The sequence below is a fragment of the Klebsiella sp. CN_Kp088 genome (assembly GCF_040064335.1).
In the GTDB taxonomy this organism is placed as follows: Bacteria; Pseudomonadota; Gammaproteobacteria; order Enterobacterales; family Enterobacteriaceae; genus Klebsiella; species Klebsiella aerogenes.
In genome coordinates this window covers 72,274-87,379 of record NZ_JBEAIQ010000032.1, presented here as the reverse complement: position 1 = coordinate 87,379, position 15,106 = coordinate 72,274, and the positions used below count along the sequence as shown (strand labels likewise).

Genomic DNA, 15,106 nt, shown 5'->3' with positions numbered 1-15,106 from the left:
AGTACTCGGCTACGAACCGAGCGGTCGGAGGTTCGAATCCTCCCGGATGCACCATATTCTCCTCAGTAACAGCAATCTCGATTGTTGCATGGTATGCGAAATTATCGCGAGTACCAGGAAGGATAACGTTGCGTCAGCAACGGCCCGTAGGGCGAGGCGTAGCCGAGTAATCCTCCCGGATGCACCATCTTCTCTTCAATAAAACTCTCCAATTTTCATCCCATCAGTACGACGCATTTTATCTCCTCGATAATCAACACATTTCTTATTGGCAAGTCGCTCTTTCCACTATAATTTATCCCTGTAGATCTACCTGAACCGGGTGTGATGAATGCAAGGAGAGAAATCAATGAAATGGTTCAAAGCAATACCTGCCTTTTGCGCAACGCTTCTGGTCGCCGTATCTCTGGCAGGCTGTGCCGGATCGTCCACCAAAGAAAGCACCGGCGGTTATATTGACGATACCGTGGTAACTACCAAGGTAAAAAGCGCGCTGTTTAACGAAAAAGATATCAAATCCTCAGAAATTAGCGTGCAGACCTTTAAAGGCCGCGTACAGCTGAGCGGTTTCGTATCGTCGGCTGAGAGCGCTAAACGGGCGGTAGAGGTCACCCGTCGCGTGCAGGGCGTGCGCGTGGTTGAGAACGACCTGCGAATCAAATAATACCGTTTTCGCTATCCCGAGTTGATTAAGGCGCCTGCAGGCGCCTTTGCTGTCTCTGGCTCCCCCGCGACAAAACCCGCCTTTTGCGATACAGTAACGTTTCCTTATCCGGTTTGTGAGAACACGATGTACCAACGTTACGCAGGACTGATTTTCGATATGGATGGCACCATCCTCGATACCGAGCCGACGCATCGTAAGGCATGGCGTGAAGTACTGGGCCGTTACGGTATGCGTTTTGATGAGCAGGCCGTGGTCGCGCTCAACGGTTCTCCAACCTGGCGTATTGCCCAGGCGATTATCGAGCTGAATCAGGCTGATTTAGATCCGCATCGTCTGGCGCAGGAAAAGACCGTCGCCGTCAAAGCGATGTTGCTGGATAGCGTACGCCCGTTACCGCTGATAGAGGTGGTAAAAGAGTGGCATGGCCGTCGCCCGATGTCGGTCGGTACCGGTAGCGAAAGCGCTGTTGCCGAAGCGCTGCTGGCGCATCTTGGCCTGCGTCACTACTTCTCCGCGGTGGTGGCTGCCGATCACGTGGCGCAGCATAAGCCTGCGCCCGATACCTTCCTGCTGTGCGCGGAGCGCATGGGCGTCGCACCGGAAACCTGCGTGGTCTTCGAGGATGCCGACTTCGGTCTGGAGGCGGCGAAGCGCGCGGGTATGGATGCTGTGGATGTGCGTCTGTTGTGAGCGACGCGCTGTCGCTCCTGTCGCTTTTTGCCAGCAGCTTTTTAAGCGCCACTTTACTGCCCGGTAACTCAGAAGTGGTGCTGGTTGCTATGCTTCTTACGGGGGCAAGTCAACCGTGGATGCTGGTATTAATAGCAACAATCGGCAATAGCCTTGGAGGGGTAACTAACGTTATTCTGGGGCGCCTGTTTCCGCTGCGCAAGCAATCGCGCTGGCAGGAGAGGGCAACCGGCTGGCTTAAACGCTATGGCGCGGTGACATTATTATTGAGCTGGGCGCCTGTTATAGGCGATTTGCTGTGTTTACTAGCGGGATGGATGCGCATTTCCTGGGGACCAGTGCTCTTTTTTTTATGCCTTGGTAAGGCGTTGCGTTATATCGTCATTGCGGCGGCAACCCTTCAGGGCATGACGTGGTGGCACTAATTGGACTGATTGTTCAACCATTACAATTATGCTAATTCAAACGATTTCGACAGGCGGGAGGTCAAATTGATCCCGGATGTATCACAGGCGCTGGCCTGGCTGGAAAAAAATCCGCAGGCGCTGCAAGGCATTAAACGTGGGCTTGAGCGTGAAACGCTGCGCGTTAACGTCGACGGCACGCTGGCCACGACCGGCCATCCTTTAGCTTTAGGTTCGGCGCTGACCCATAAATGGATTACTACTGATTTTGCCGAAGCCCTGTTGGAGTTTATTACTCCAGTGGATGGCGATGTCGATCATATGCTGACTTTCCTGCGCGATGTGCATCGCTTCACCGCCCGCCAGCTCGGCGACGAGCGGATGTGGCCGCTGAGCATGCCGTGCTATATCGCGCCGGGTCAGGATATTGAACTGGCGCAATACGGCACCTCTAACGTTGGCCGGCTGAAAACGTTGTATCGCGAAGGGCTGAAAAACCGCTACGGCGCACTGATGCAAACCATTTCTGGCGTGCACTATAACTTTTCGCTGCCGATGGCGTTCTGGCAGGCCAAGTGCGGCGTGGAAGATGCCGAAAGCGGCAAAGAGGCGATTTCCGCCGGTTATTTCCGCTCAATTCGTAACTACTACCGTTTCGGTTGGGTGATCCCGTACCTGTTCGGCGCGTCGCCAGCGATTTGCTCCTCGTTCCTGCAGGGTAAACCGACGACTCTGCCGTTTGAGAAGGCCGGAAACGGCATGTATTACCTGCCATACGCCACTTCTCTGCGTCTTAGCGACCTCGGTTATACCAATAAGTCGCAAAGCAATCTCGGAATTACGTTTAACGATCTGCACGAGTATGTGGCAGGATTGAAGCGGGCGATTAAAACGCCATCGGAAGAGTACGCTAAAATCGGTCTTGAGAAAGACGGCAAACATCTGCAGATCAACAGCAATATTCTGCAGATTGAAAACGAGCTGTACGCGCCGATTCGCCCGAAACGCGTGACCCGTAGCGGTGAAACGCCGTCCGATGCGCTGCTGCGCGGCGGCATCGAGTACATCGAAGTGCGTTCGCTGGATATCAACCCGTTCTCGCCGATCGGCGTGGATGAGCAGCAGGTGCGCTTCCTCGATCTGTTTATGGTCTGGTGCGTGCTGGCCGATGCGCCGGAGATGAGCAGCAGCGAACTGCTGTGTACCCGCACTAACTGGAACCGGGTGATTCTTGAGGGCCGTAAACCGGGCCTGACGTTGGGGATTGGCTGTGAAAGCGCGCAGTTCCCGCTGGCGCAGGTGGGTAAAGATCTGTTCCGTGATTTACGTCGCGTGGCGCAAACGCTGGACAGCATCCACGGCGGCGAGGCCTATCAACAAGTGTGCGATGAGCTGCTGGCGTGCTTTGACGATCCGGAATTAACGTTCTCAGCGCGCATTCTGCGTTCTATGATTGAAGAAGGGATTGGCGGTACCGGGCGTAAGCTGGCTGATGAGTATCGTACGATGCTGCGCAATGAACCGCTGGAAATTTTAAGCGAAGAAGATTTTATCGCCGAACGTGATGCGTCGGTCGCGCGACAGAAGAAAGTGGAAGCGGAAGATAGCGAGCCGTTCGAGGCACTTTTAGCACGACACGCGTAGTAAAAAGCGCTACAAAAGAAAAAGGCCACATCACTGTGGCCAAACTTTCATCTCTGATTCAGGGATGATGATGATAATAAATGCGCGTCTTTCATATACTCAGACTCGCTGTTGAACGAAGAGTTCATTTTATTTTAAAAAAAATCACTATCGGAGGTGAAGAATGCCGTTGTTAGATAGTTTCACAGTCGACCATACCCGAATGGAAGCGCCTGCGGTGCGCGTCGCGAAGAAAATGAACACGCCGCACGGCGATCAAATCACCGTTTTCGATCTGCGATTCTGCGTACCGAACCAGGAAGTGATGCCGGAGCGCGGTATTCATACACTGGAGCACCTGTTTGCTGGTTTCATGCGCGATCACCTGAACGGTAATGGCGTGGAAATTATCGACATTTCTCCGATGGGCTGCCGTACCGGTTTCTACATGAGCCTGATTGGTACGCCGGAAGAGCAACGCGTGGCCGATGCCTGGAAAGCGGCGATGGCTGACGTGCTGAAAGTCAAAGATCAGAATCAGATCCCTGAGCTGAATGTCTACCAGTGCGGAACCTACACCATGCACTCGCTGGAGGAAGCGCAGGATATCGCCCGCCACATCATTGAGCGTGATGTTCGCATCAACAGCAACGATGAACTGGCGCTGCCGAAAGAAAAACTGCAAGAACTGCACATCTAGTGCGCTTGTGTCGGCCCGGCCATCGCGTCGGGCCGCTCTCCGCTTATCATGTCGACAACGCTCTCCTTTTCCTTCCAGCACCGCGCTCTGGTGCCATTTGCCCATGATTACGCCCACGGCGATAGCGAACCAATGCATTGCCACGACTGCGCTCAGTTATTGCATATTCTCAGCGGCGTGGTTCGGGTGGAAACGCCGGTCGGATTCTGGGTCGTGCCGCCGGGGCGCGGCGTCTGGCTACCGGCACATACGCCGCACGCGTTGCGCATAACCGGCAATGTGGCCGCACGGACGCTATTTATCGATCCGCTGGCCCGTGCCGATCTGCCCTCTACCTGCCAGATCGTGCAGATCTCACCGCTGCTGCGTGAGCTTATCGTCGCGTCGCTGGCGCTGGAAGAGCGCTATTTCCCCGGCACCCGCGATGAACGTATCTATGAGCTGATGCTGGATGAAATTCGCGGGATGTCGGTATTACCTTTCGGTTTGCCGGAACCGCATAGCGATAGCCTGCGTCGGTTATGCCAGCGGGTGCGCGAAGCGCCCGGTGAACCATGGGGCAGCCGTGAGGCGGCGCAAGCAGGCGGAATGAGCGAGCGTACGCTGAACCGCCATTTTCAACAGCAGACCAGCCTGACGTGGAGCGAATGGGTGCGCCGGGCGAAGCTGATGGAGGCGCTGGTTCGCCTGGCGCAGGGGCAGTCGGTACTACGGGTAGCGCTGGATCTGGGTTACGGCAGTCACAGCGCTTTTAGCGCCATGTTCCGCCGGGTAATGGGGACCGCGCCCAGCGACTATTTTCGCCCGTTGGATTAATCCCTGGCGTGAACGGCATTACACAACGCCTGTAACGACGCGCGGGCAACGTCATTATCAATGCCGACGCCCCATCGACTTTCGCCATTGGCAAAGACGCAGCGAATATAGGCAACGGAGCGGCTGTCGCTGCGCGCCCCGAGGGTATGCTCGTGGTAGTCCTTGATAACGAAATGACGTTTTAACAGCGCGCTCAGGCCGTTGGCGGCGGCGGATAACAAACCGTTACCACGTCCGTTCAAGCGGCGGGTTTCGCCATTCATCCGCAGCGCAGCCTGTAACGTCAGTTCGCCATCCTGCTGGCCGTCGCTCTGATAGTCGAGTAACGCCAGCGTCGGCTGCGCCAGCAGGCCGTAACGGCTGCGAAACAGCTGCCATAATGCGTTATGGGTCATTTCTTTACCATGGCTATCCGTTTCTTGCTGAACGTACTGGCTGAAGTCCTGCTGCAACGCCCGCGGCAGCTTAAGACCATGGTTCTGCTCAATCAGCCATGCGCTGCCGCTTTTACCTGACTGGCTGTTAACGCGGATCACCGCTTCATAGCTGCAACCGATATCCTGTGGATCGATAGGTAAATACGGCATTTGCCAGCGATCTCCCGGTTTACGGGCATCAAACCCTTTTTTAATGGCATCCTGATGTGAACCCGAAAAGGCGGTGTAGGCCAGACTGCCTGCCCATGGATGACGCGGATGTACCGGGAGCTGGTTGCAGTTCTCGACGATCTCTACCACCCGATTCATCTGCGTAAAGCGCAACTGCGGATCCACGCCCTGGCTATAGAGATTCATCGCCAGCGTGACCAGACAGACGTTGCCGGTACGCTCGCCATTGCCGAACAGACAGCCTTCAACGCGATCGGCGCCGGCCATCACCGCCAGCTCGGCGCTGGCGACGCCGGTACCGCGATCGTTATGCGGATGCACGCTGATACACACATCCTGGCGGCGCGAGAAGTGGCGGCAAAAATATTCAATCCGATCGGCGTAGACGTTTGGCGTGTTGACTTCGACCGTTGCCGGGAGATTAATAATCATTGGCCATTCGCCACAGGGCTGCCAGATTTCCGCCACCGCTTCGCATATTTCAAGGGCGAATTCCGGCTCGGTAAAACAGAAGGTTTCCGGTGAGTATTCATATTGCCAATGGGTGTCCGGCTGCTGCTCGCAATGCTGACGAATAAGCCGGGTGGCGCGGGTGGCTAGCTCGATCACTTCGGCCTTTTCCATGCCGAAAACCAGCTCGCGAAACAGCGGCGCGGTGGCATTGTAGAGATGGATGGTCGCCTGCCGGGCGCCGCGCAGCGCTTCAAAGGTTCGTGCTATGAGTTCTTCCCGCGCCTGAGTCAGCACCTGAATGGTGACATCTTCAGGGATGCGCTGCTCCTCAATCAGCTGGCGCACAAAGTTGAAATCGGTTTGCGAGGCGGAGGGGAAGGCGACCTCTATTTCTTTAAAATCGCACTCCAGCAACAGATCCCAGAACTGCAGCTTACGCGCGGCGTCCATTGGTTCGGCCAGCGCCTGGTTGCCGTCGCGCAAATCGGTGGAAAGCCAGCGCGGCGCGGTAGTGATTTGCCGCTCGGGCCAGCGGCGATCGGGCAGGGCGATAGGCGGATAAGGGCTGTATTTTTCGCAAGGATTGGTCAGCATGGTGTTCTCCTGTAGTCGGAGCTTTATCCTGCATGACATAACCCATCGGCGGCTTTAGCGAAATGGACAGAAGCTAGCGCGAAATGGACAAGGTCCGGCAATAAAAAAGGGATCCGCAGATCCCTTTTGTTAATACTTAGTGTGCGCCCCCGCCACCGCCGCCGGCGCTGAACGGCGGCCTGGCGAACCACACCAGGCCTAGCAGAAGGATAAAGATCCCCGCCGAAACCCAGAAGATTTCGTTGGCGGAGATAATCAACCCCTGGTTGGTTATCTGCTGGGCAATCCAGCCGGAAGCCTGCTGCTGCGTCATTCCCATACCCTGCAGCTGATCGTACATCTGCTGGGCGTTGGGGTTGAACGGCGTCACCGACTCGGTGAGCTGCGCATGGTGCAGCGCCTCGCGGTTGGTCCACATGGTGGTGGTAATTGAGGTACCGATGGAGCCGGCAAGGGTTCGGGTAAAGTTCGACAAGCTCGACGCCGCCGCCAGCCGCTCCGGCGGGAGGCCAGAGAGAGTGATGGTGGTCAGCGGCATGAAGAAACAGGCCACCGCAAAACCCTGGATAAACTGCGGCCAGGCCGATGCGCCGAAGTCCATTCCCGGTTCAAAGGTCCACGCGCGCCAGTAGAAGCACACCGCATACATAATAAAGCTGAAGGTCACCAGCCGCCGCATATCGAGCTTATGAGCAAAGCGGCCGATAATCGGCGACAGAATGACCGGGATCACCCCGACCGGCGCCGAAGCCAAACCGGCCCAGGTGGCGGTGTAGCCGTATACCTCCTGCAAAAGCTGCGGCAGCAATACAATGGCGCCGAAGTAGAGCATATAGGCCAGGCTGATACACAAACAGCCGATGGTAAAGTTACGCGACTTAAACAGCGACAGGTCGACTATCGGGTTATCGTCGGTCAGCTCCCAGACGATAAGGAAACTTATCGCCACCACCGCCACGATGGTCAGGATGATAATCTCGTTGGAAGCGAACCAGTCGAGCTCTTTACCGCGGTCGAGCATCACCTGCAGGCTACCGATCCCGATAATCAGCAACGCCAGCCCGACGCCGTCGATACGCCGCTGTTCGGTGCGGGTTTCGCGGCCACGCAGGGTCTGCAGCGTCATGAGAACCACCGCCACGCCAATCGGCACGTTGATGAAGAAGATCCAGCCCCAGTGGTAGTTATCGCTGATATAGCCGCCGAGAATCGGGCCGCAAATCGGCGCGACGATGACCGTCATTGACCACAGCGCCAGCGCGATTGAGCGTTTCGCTGGCGGGTAGTTGCTGAGCAGTAGACTCTGCGATAGCGGGATCAGCGGACCGGCGACGATCCCCTGAATCACGCGGAAGAAAATCAGCATCGTCAGGCTGTTCGACACCCCGCAGGCCCAGGAGGCGATAGCGAATGCCACCGTCGACCAGACGAAGAGTTTTACTTCGCCAACGCGCTTCGCCAGCCAGCCGGTAATCGGGATGGAGATAGCGTTCGCCACCCCAAACGAGGTGATGACCCAGGTTCCCTGACTCAGCGACGAGCCAAGGTTACCGGCAATGGTCGGAATAGCCACGTTGGCGATAGTGGAGTCCAGCACCTGCATGAAAGTCGCCAGCGACAGCGCAATGGTCATGATGACCAGTTGCGCGCCTTCGAGCGGTTTTTGCTGTTGCATTACGCTCACCCCGAATTATCCGGCGTTGGCCTGGATGATACCGTCGATCAGTTTATTCACCGGCTCAAGGCCGATTTCACGGGCATTACTTTCATAGACCGGCGAGCTTCGTACCTGGCTTGCCAGCATCTCGCCTTCGCGATTGCTGGTGTCTACTTCAACCAGCGTCGACAGGCCGATGCGCAGCGGATGTTGCGCCAGCTGTTTAGCATCTATCTCGATACGAACCGGCAGACGCTGGACGACTTTGATCCAGTTACCGGTGGCGTTTTGCGCTGGCAGCAGGGAGAAGGCGCTGCCGGTACCCATATCCAGGCCGACCACTTTACCGGTGTACTTCACGTCATCGCCATAGATATCGCTGATGATGGTCGCCGGCTGGCCGATACGCATATGGGCGAGCTGGGTCTCTTTAAAGTTGGCGTCAACCCACAGGTTGGTGGCTGGAACCACCGCCATCAGCGGGGTAGTGGTACCGATCTGCGCGCCAGGCTGCACCGAGCGGCGAGAAACGTAGCCGCTAATCGGGCTGACGATTTGCGTACGCTGCAGCGCCAGCCAGGCGTTGCGGACTTCGGTCGCCGCCTGCAGCACCGCCGGCTGCTGTTCCAGTTTGGTGCCCAGTACGATTGCCTGATTGGCGTTGTACTGTTGAATGGCGACGTCGAGTTCGGCCTGCGCGCTGGCGACGGTGTCACGTGCGTGCTGCAGCTCTTCGCGGCCAATCAGGTTCGCGGCGCCCAGCGGGATACGACGATTAAGGTCTGCCTGCGCCTGGGCGAGGGCGGTTTTTTTGACGTCAATATTCGCCTGCAGCTGCTTGCTGTTGATCATCTGCTGGCGAGTCTGGCGCACGCTAGCCGCCAGCTGGGTTTTGGCTTTTTCAAACGCCTGCTGGGCGTCGGTCTGGTCGAGGGTGACCAGTGGATCGCCTTGTTGCACAAAGTCGGTGTTGTCGGCCCAGACCTTAGTCACGCTGCCGGAAACCTGCGCCATGATCTGTACCTGGTTCCCTGCCACATAAGCGTCATCGGTCTCTTCATAATGACGCAGGACTAAAAACCAATAAATGCCGTAGGCTACGGCCACAATAACAAAGAGCAAGGTCAGGAGCAGAAGGGCGCCTTTGCGTTTCCCTTTCTTGCTGCCTGATTGCTGCGGAGTTTGGCTCGCCGCATTTTCGCTCATCTGATTCTCCACAATTTTACATTCTTATTATTTCACATCGGCTGAGCCGACCTGTTTACCAGAAAGGCCAGCAGAAGATCTGCTGGCCTGACCGTGTTCCTTGCAACTCAAAATATTGTGCGGCTCCGTGCTTAGCGCAGGGATCCCGCCAGCGCGCCGTCTTCTTCCATTTGGTCGAGGCGGCCAAGCAGTTTACGGGTGATGTGCTCCAGCTGGTCTTTTTCCGCGGTGCTTAAAGAAGACCACAGCTGATGTAGACAGTTGTGCTGCGGAGGTAATACCTCGCGCAGGAATTGATGACCTTTGTCGGTCAGCTGCAGGTGCAGGCAGCGACGATCGTTGTCGCTTTCACGACGTTCGATCCAGCCGCGTTTTTCCAGTTCGTCGGCGATGCGGGTGGCATTAGTGCGTGACGAACCCAGCGCGCAGCTCAGCTCGGAAGGTTGAATGCTGTGATTTTCCTGAGACTCAAGCGTTATCAGCGCCATAAATAATGTCTCGTTAATCCCTTGCGCTTTCAGCATTTTGTTACGGTTTTCCAGCAGCTTACCCTGCATGTGCATACAGAGACGGGTGAGGAGAATCTCCTGGAAAGGGAAATCTTCATGGCGGCTGGCGCGGAATTTGAGCATCTGCTCAATGGGAGTAAACGAACTATCCATTTGGGTATAACCTCATTAATTACAGCCGATATAATAACTATTGTGACAAATAAAGCAAATGAATTATTGGTCACTATTAATACTTAAAATCTCCGGCGAGTCGCCGATTTTCCATGCCAAACCATAGGCTAAAGCGCTGAGTTGCGTAGGGATAATAATGCTGTTCGCCACCTGTAAGCTCAACCTGAATGCGACGAAACCTACCCGTGTTGGTAGTCACGGGGGCTGACGTCAGGGAGCAGGAGTTTCCATATTGGTGACTTATTGATAACGTTGGTGAAAATTACGCCTGGAAAGAGTTATTCACCTTAGCAGACGGCGTGATGGCTTCACAATCGCTAAAATGGGAAATCAGAAAATACGCATTTTTATGCATATTCGTTTCATGTTGGTACAGGGGAAGGCAGTCCCCACGGCGATAAAACGCCGCGGGGAGAGGGAGAGATTACTTCTGCGCCGCCAGCGCTTCTTTCACCCAGCCATCGAACAACTGCTGGTGGGCTTTAATCCAACCATCAACGTGGCCGTTGATGTCGGCTTCTGAAGCATGGCCGGCATGCATCATCGCGTTTTCGGCGTTGATATCGGCAATTGGCAGCTTCATCAGGCTAAACAGCTTCGCCGCCGCCGGGTTTTTCTCGGCCCAGGCTTTGTTGGCGACGATATGCATGGTGTTCACCGGGAAACCGTAGTTGACGCCGTTCGGCAGCTTGGTGTCGATATCTTTCTGTTCTCCCGGCAGGGAGGAGAACGGTACCTGCAGCCAGACCACATCTTTACCCGGTTTCAGCACGTCGCTGACCCAGTACGGCGTCCAGGTGTAATAAAGAATCGGTTTGCCTTCTTTATAACGGGCGATGGTATCGGCCATCATCGCCGCGTAGTTACCCTGGTTATGGACCACTTTATTGTTCAGCCCATAGGCATCAATCTGATGGTTGATGACCGCTTCGCAGCCCCAGCCGGGGGTACAGCCGGTGAGATCGGCTTTGCCATCGCCGTTGGTATCAAACAGTTTGGCGATCTTAGGATCTTTCAACTGGTCGATGGATTTAATGTGGTACTGCTCGGCGGTTTTCTTGTCGATCAGATAGCCCTGCGCCGCGCCGGTGACGAAGGTTCCTTCACGGTAGAATTTTTTATCGCCGCCCGCCGCCGCGTACATATCATCATGCAGCGGTTGCCAGTTGGTGGCAATAAAGGTGGCATCGCCAGAGGCGATGGAGGTGTAGGCGACGTTATAGTCGACCTCGCTCGGCTTTTCGACGTTATAGCCCAGTTTCTCCAGCGCGCGACTGACCAGCAGCGTCTGGAAGGTTTCTTCGGAAATAGTACTCTGCGCCGGTTTCACGGTGATGCCTTTACCCGGCAGCTCGGCAGCAAACGCGCTGGTCGTGACGAGGGCGGTAAACGCTGTGGCAAGGAGAGTTGTATGTCGCATCGTTATTCCTTCTCTTATTTACAGAAAGGGCGGGTAATCAGCCCCAGAGGTCCGGTGGTGTACCAGCGGCGGTTACCGCGGCTACGGGAATCGCGGCCGACGGCCTGCGTCAGGCGGTCAAGGATAATCGCGAGGATAACGATCCCGACACCGCCGACGCTCGCCAGCCCCATATCCAGTCGGCCAATACCGCGCAGCACCATTTGACCGAGGCCGCCGACGGCGATCATCGAGGCAATAACGACCATCGACAGGGCCAGCATCAGCGTCTGGTTGACGCCAGCCATGATGGTCGGCATCGCCAGAGGCAGCTGGACTTTGAACAGCAGCTGGCGCGGGCTGGCGCCGAAGGAGCGTGAAGCCTCAATGAGGTCTGCCGGCACCTGGTTAATCCCAAGGATCGTCAGGCGGACAATTGGCGGCAGGGCGAAGATAATGGTCACCACCACGCCCGGAACGTTGCCGATACCGAACAGCATGACGATCGGTACCAGGTAGACGAACGCCGGCGTGGTCTGCATCGCATCGAGTAACGGGCGGATGATTTTCGCCGCCCGCGGGCTACGCGCCAGCCAGATCCCCAGCGGCAGGCCGATTATCATGCAGAACAGCAGCGCGGTCAGCACCAGCGCCAGGGTGACCATCGCCTGCGACCATGCGCCGATAGCGCCGATGGCTACCAGCGAGATCAGGGTGGCGATACCCATGCCGACGCTGGAGATCTGCCAGGCGATCAGCGCGAAGAGAATAATCGCCACCGGCGCCGGCATCCCCAGCAACAGTTGCTGGAAGGCGCTGAGAATATAATCCACCGGCACGCGGATCCCCTGGAACAGGGGACGGAAGTGCAGCACGATCCAGTCGATGGCGTGGGTAACCCAGCTATCGAGCGGGATCAGCGTTTTATGGAACGGATCCATAATATTGAAATGTTCTGGCTGCGGCGCAGGCGCGCTGTTAAGCCAGTCGGCGCCGCCGCCGTCAGCGGGCGCCGGTGTTGGGTTGCCCCAGGCGTCGGCGGACTGCGCCGCGTTATCCGCTGGCGCTGCGGTATCCCATGGGTTTGATTGATCAGCCATTGTTTGCCCCCTCGCGATCTAAAGCCTGTAGCAGCATGCGTTTTGAAATAATGCCGAGATACTGGTGTCCTTCATCCACCACCGGGACGGCGCACGGCGCCTGGCCAACGTGGGAGAGCAGGTCGCTGAGCGGCGTTTGTGCCTCCACCGCCTGCGGGGAGTCAATTAACGCCGCATCGAGCCCCTGATTTTCGCTCAGCGCGCTTTTCAGAGAGTCGATGGAGACAATGCCGACAAACTTATTACCGCGTTCAATGACGTAGCCATATTCACGGTCTTCATCCTGCAATAATTTCAGCGCCGAACGCGGGCCGAAACCGGGAGTTTTACGAATCAGGCCAACCGGGCTACGGCGGGCAATATCTTTAGCGCTAAATACCTGGCTAATATCGACGCCGCGGAAGAAAGTACGAACGTAATCATTCGCCGGGTTATTCAGAATTTCGTCAGGGGTGCCAATTTGCACCACTTCGCCATTTTGCATAATGGCAATACGATCGCCAATACGCATAGCTTCATCAAGGTCGTGGGAAATAAAGACAATGGTACGTTGATGCTTTGCCTGTAATTTGGTGAGCTCATCCTGCATTTCAGTACGAATTAACGGATCAAGCGCTGAGAAGGCCTCATCCATGAGCAGAATATCGGGGTTGATCGCTAATGCGCGGGCTAAGCCGACGCGCTGGCGCATCCCGCCGGAAAGTTCGTCGGGATAGGCGTGGGCGTAATTCTCCAGCCCCACCTGACGTAGCGCATCCAGCGCTTTCTGCTGGCGCTCTTCGGCGGAAACGCCGGCCAGTTCCATACCGAACGCGGTGTTATTCAACACGTTCATATGCGGCATCAGGGCGAATGACTGGAAAACCATCGCAATCTTTTTCCTGCGCACCTCGCGAAGCTCGGCATCTGAGATTTTGGCGATATCGACGCCGTCAATCAGCACCTGTCCGCGGGTGGGTTCAATCAGGCGATTGAGAAGGCGAACCATGGTGGATTTTCCTGAACCGGAAAGTCCCATGATGACGAATATCTCGCCTTCTTCAATGGCCAGACTGGCGTCTTTAACGCCAAGCGATAGCCCCGTTTTTTCCAGTATTTGCTCTTTGGTAAGTCCTTTTTCAATATATTTGAACGCGCGTTGCGGGTGCTCGCCAAATATCTTATAGAGATTCTTGATTTCTAATTTAATTGCCATGCAATAAATGATTTCCTGTCTTTAATTATATCGATATCGTACCTGGTGAAGATTATTACCTTTTTACACCCTAACATACTGAGATTCTGTGACAACCCTCGATGTGAATAGCTAGCCAAAATCTGAATAGGGATCTCTGGCTGAATTGCCCGTGATATAAGGGCTGAGCCATCATATACGGCTGGTGATATTTTTTGATTATGCATGAATAATGAATGGGAAAATTGGTGTAAATGAAGGAAATATGACACGAAAATGGCCAGGAGGTTATTTGTGTGATAATAGGAAATAATGTGAAATAGATCACTGGAGAATGTATCGATATATTCCCCAGCGATCGCGAGATTAAAAGTCCCAATCGTCGTCGGCGGTCGCTTCAGTTTTACCCATGACGTAAGAAGAACCGGAACCGGAGAAAAAGTCGTGGTTTTCATCGGCGTTTGGCGACAGCGCCGCAAGAATTGCCGGGTTCACGGCGGCCATTTCCGCCGGGAATAGCGCCTCATAGCCAAGGTTCATCAATGCTTTATTGGCGTTGTAACAGAGGAACGCGTTGACGTCGTCAAGCCACGGGCTGTCGGCATACAGTTCGCGGGTATAAGCCAGTTCGTTATCGTATAGATCCATCAGCAGATCAAAGGCGAAATTTTTCAACTCCTCACGCTTCGCGGCGCTGACGATTTCCAGCCCTTTTTGATATTTATAGCCAATATAGTAACCGTGCACCGCTTCGTCGCGAATAATCAGGCGAATTAAATCGGCGGTATTGGTCAGCTTGCCGCGGCTGGAAAAATGCATCGGCAACCAGAACCCCGAATAGAAGAGGAAAGATTCTAGGAACACGCTGGCGATTTTTTTCTTCAGCGGTTCATCGGCCTGGTAGTAATTGAGCATCAACTGCGCTTTGCGCTGTAGCGGAGCGTTCTCCTCGCTCCAGGCGTAGGCGGCATCGACATCTTTGCTCTGGCACAGGGTCGAGAATATCGAACTATAGGAGCGGGCATGCACCGCCTCCATAAAGCTAATGTTCGACAGCACCGCCTCTTCATGTGGAGTGAGAGCGTCGGTCATCAACGCCGGGGCGCCGACGGTATTCTGGATGGTGTCGAGCAGCGTCAGCCCGGTAAAGACGCGGATGGTCAACTGCTGCTCCTGAGCCGTCAGGGTCTGCCAGTGCGGAATGTCGTTGGACAGCGGCACTTTCTCCGGCAACCAGAAATTACTGGTCAGCCGGTTCCACACTTCGAGGTCTTTATCATCCTCGATTTTATTCCAGTTAATGGCGCTGATGCGCGATAAATGGGTCATCCT

At 55.4% G+C, this 15,106-nt stretch carries 14 protein-coding genes; 6 read left to right on the top strand and 8 right to left on the bottom strand.

Annotated features, from left to right (window positions below; genetic code table 11):
* Window positions 1–349 precede the first annotated feature (349 nt).
* The 6 genes from ABLV08_RS20770 (at window position 350) to ABLV08_RS20745 (ending at window position 4,900) form a co-directional block, all read left to right on the top strand.
* Window positions 350–664: a BON domain-containing protein gene (locus tag ABLV08_RS20770; RefSeq protein WP_015370060.1), complete on the top strand. Its 315-nt coding sequence runs from the start codon at window positions 350–352 to the stop codon at window positions 662–664.
* Between the two features lie 126 nt (window positions 665–790).
* Entirely contained in the window at window positions 791–1,357 is a 567-nt protein-coding gene (yqaB, locus tag ABLV08_RS20765; RefSeq protein WP_020078121.1) for a fructose-1-phosphate/6-phosphogluconate phosphatase, read from the top strand.
* Window positions 1,354–1,782, top strand: coding sequence for a YqaA family protein (locus tag ABLV08_RS20760; RefSeq protein ID WP_015370062.1), 429 nt, complete (start codon window positions 1,354–1,356; stop codon window positions 1,780–1,782). Before yqaB ends, ABLV08_RS20760 begins: the two co-directional genes overlap by 4 nt.
* A 66-nt stretch (window positions 1,783–1,848) precedes the next feature.
* Window positions 1,849–3,405, top strand: coding sequence for a glutamate--cysteine ligase (gshA, locus tag ABLV08_RS20755; protein ID WP_348856221.1), 1,557 nt, complete (start codon window positions 1,849–1,851; stop codon window positions 3,403–3,405).
* A 163-nt stretch (window positions 3,406–3,568) separates the two neighbouring features.
* Window positions 3,569–4,084 (top strand): S-ribosylhomocysteine lyase, encoded by a 516-nt coding sequence (gene luxS, locus ABLV08_RS20750; RefSeq protein ID WP_015370064.1) that lies wholly within the window; start codon window positions 3,569–3,571, stop codon window positions 4,082–4,084.
* Window positions 4,085–4,132: 48 nt separating this feature from the next.
* Window positions 4,133–4,900, top strand: a complete 768-nt coding sequence (locus ABLV08_RS20745; protein ID WP_015370065.1) for a helix-turn-helix transcriptional regulator — start codon at window positions 4,133–4,135, stop codon at window positions 4,898–4,900.
* On the opposite strand, the gene leuA is transcribed toward ABLV08_RS20745, so the two are convergent.
* The 8 genes from leuA to nrdF form a co-directional block, all read right to left on the bottom strand.
* Window positions 4,897–6,555: a 2-isopropylmalate synthase gene (leuA, locus tag ABLV08_RS20740; protein WP_348856220.1), complete on the bottom strand. Its 1,659-nt coding sequence runs from the start codon at window positions 6,553–6,555 to the stop codon at window positions 4,897–4,899. The genes ABLV08_RS20745 and leuA overlap by 4 nt on opposite strands.
* Before the next feature lie 136 nt (window positions 6,556–6,691).
* Window positions 6,692–8,230: a multidrug efflux MFS transporter permease subunit EmrB gene (emrB, locus tag ABLV08_RS20735; RefSeq protein WP_020078123.1), complete on the bottom strand. Its 1,539-nt coding sequence runs from the start codon at window positions 8,228–8,230 to the stop codon at window positions 6,692–6,694.
* A 15-nt stretch (window positions 8,231–8,245) separates the two neighbouring features.
* Window positions 8,246–9,418: a multidrug efflux MFS transporter periplasmic adaptor subunit EmrA gene (gene emrA, locus ABLV08_RS20730; protein ID WP_032715675.1), complete on the bottom strand. Its 1,173-nt coding sequence runs from the start codon at window positions 9,416–9,418 to the stop codon at window positions 8,246–8,248.
* 131 nt (window positions 9,419–9,549) lie between these two features.
* Window positions 9,550–10,080 carry a transcriptional repressor MprA gene (gene mprA / locus ABLV08_RS20725; protein WP_015370069.1) on the bottom strand — a complete coding sequence of 177 codons (531 nt, stop codon included), beginning with the start codon at window positions 10,078–10,080 and terminating at the stop codon, window positions 9,550–9,552.
* Window positions 10,081–10,525: 445 nt separating this feature from the next.
* Window positions 10,526–11,521, bottom strand: a complete 996-nt coding sequence (gene proX, locus ABLV08_RS20720) for a glycine betaine/L-proline ABC transporter substrate-binding protein ProX (RefSeq protein ID WP_015370071.1) — start codon at window positions 11,519–11,521, stop codon at window positions 10,526–10,528.
* 14 nt (window positions 11,522–11,535) lie between these two features.
* The gene (gene proW, locus ABLV08_RS20715) at window positions 11,536–12,600 is read right to left on the bottom strand and encodes a glycine betaine/L-proline ABC transporter permease ProW (protein WP_015370072.1); all 1,065 of its coding nucleotides are present in this window, start codon (window positions 12,598–12,600) and stop codon (window positions 11,536–11,538) included.
* Window positions 12,593–13,795: a glycine betaine/L-proline ABC transporter ATP-binding protein ProV gene (gene proV, locus ABLV08_RS20710; protein ID WP_015370073.1), complete on the bottom strand. Its 1,203-nt coding sequence runs from the start codon at window positions 13,793–13,795 to the stop codon at window positions 12,593–12,595. The genes proW and proV overlap by 8 nt, the downstream gene beginning before the upstream one ends.
* A 345-nt stretch (window positions 13,796–14,140) precedes the next feature.
* Entirely contained in the window at window positions 14,141–15,103 is a 963-nt protein-coding gene (nrdF, locus tag ABLV08_RS20705) for a class 1b ribonucleoside-diphosphate reductase subunit beta (protein WP_015370074.1), read from the bottom strand.
* Window positions 15,104–15,106: the final 3 nt, after the last annotated feature.

Bases quoted from the DNA above. Each gene is read 5' to 3' on its own strand.
- ABLV08_RS20770 (WP_015370060.1), top strand. From the start codon at position 350: ATGAAATGGTTCAAAGCAATACCTGCCTTTTGCGCAACGCTTCTGGTC.
- yqaB (WP_020078121.1), top strand. From the start codon at position 791: ATGTACCAACGTTACGCAGGACTGATTTTCGATATGGATGGCACCATC.
- luxS (WP_015370064.1), top strand. From the start codon at position 3,569: ATGCCGTTGTTAGATAGTTTCACAGTCGACCATACCCGAATGGAAGCG.
- ABLV08_RS20745 (WP_015370065.1), top strand. From the start codon at position 4,133: ATGTCGACAACGCTCTCCTTTTCCTTCCAGCACCGCGCTCTGGTGCCA.
- leuA (WP_348856220.1), bottom strand. From the start codon at position 6,555: ATGCTGACCAATCCTTGCGAAAAATACAGCCCTTATCCGCCTATCGCC.
- emrB (WP_020078123.1), bottom strand. From the start codon at position 8,230: ATGCAACAGCAAAAACCGCTCGAAGGCGCGCAACTGGTCATCATGACC.
- emrA (WP_032715675.1), bottom strand. From the start codon at position 9,418: ATGAGCGAAAATGCGGCGAGCCAAACTCCGCAGCAATCAGGCAGCAAG.
- mprA (WP_015370069.1), bottom strand. From the start codon at position 10,080: ATGGATAGTTCGTTTACTCCCATTGAGCAGATGCTCAAATTCCGCGCC.
- proX (WP_015370071.1), bottom strand. From the start codon at position 11,521: ATGCGACATACAACTCTCCTTGCCACAGCGTTTACCGCCCTCGTCACG.
- proW (WP_015370072.1), bottom strand. From the start codon at position 12,600: ATGGCTGATCAATCAAACCCATGGGATACCGCAGCGCCAGCGGATAAC.
- proV (WP_015370073.1), bottom strand. From the start codon at position 13,795: ATGGCAATTAAATTAGAAATCAAGAATCTCTATAAGATATTTGGCGAG.
- nrdF (WP_015370074.1), bottom strand. From the start codon at position 15,103: ATGACCCATTTATCGCGCATCAGCGCCATTAACTGGAATAAAATCGAG.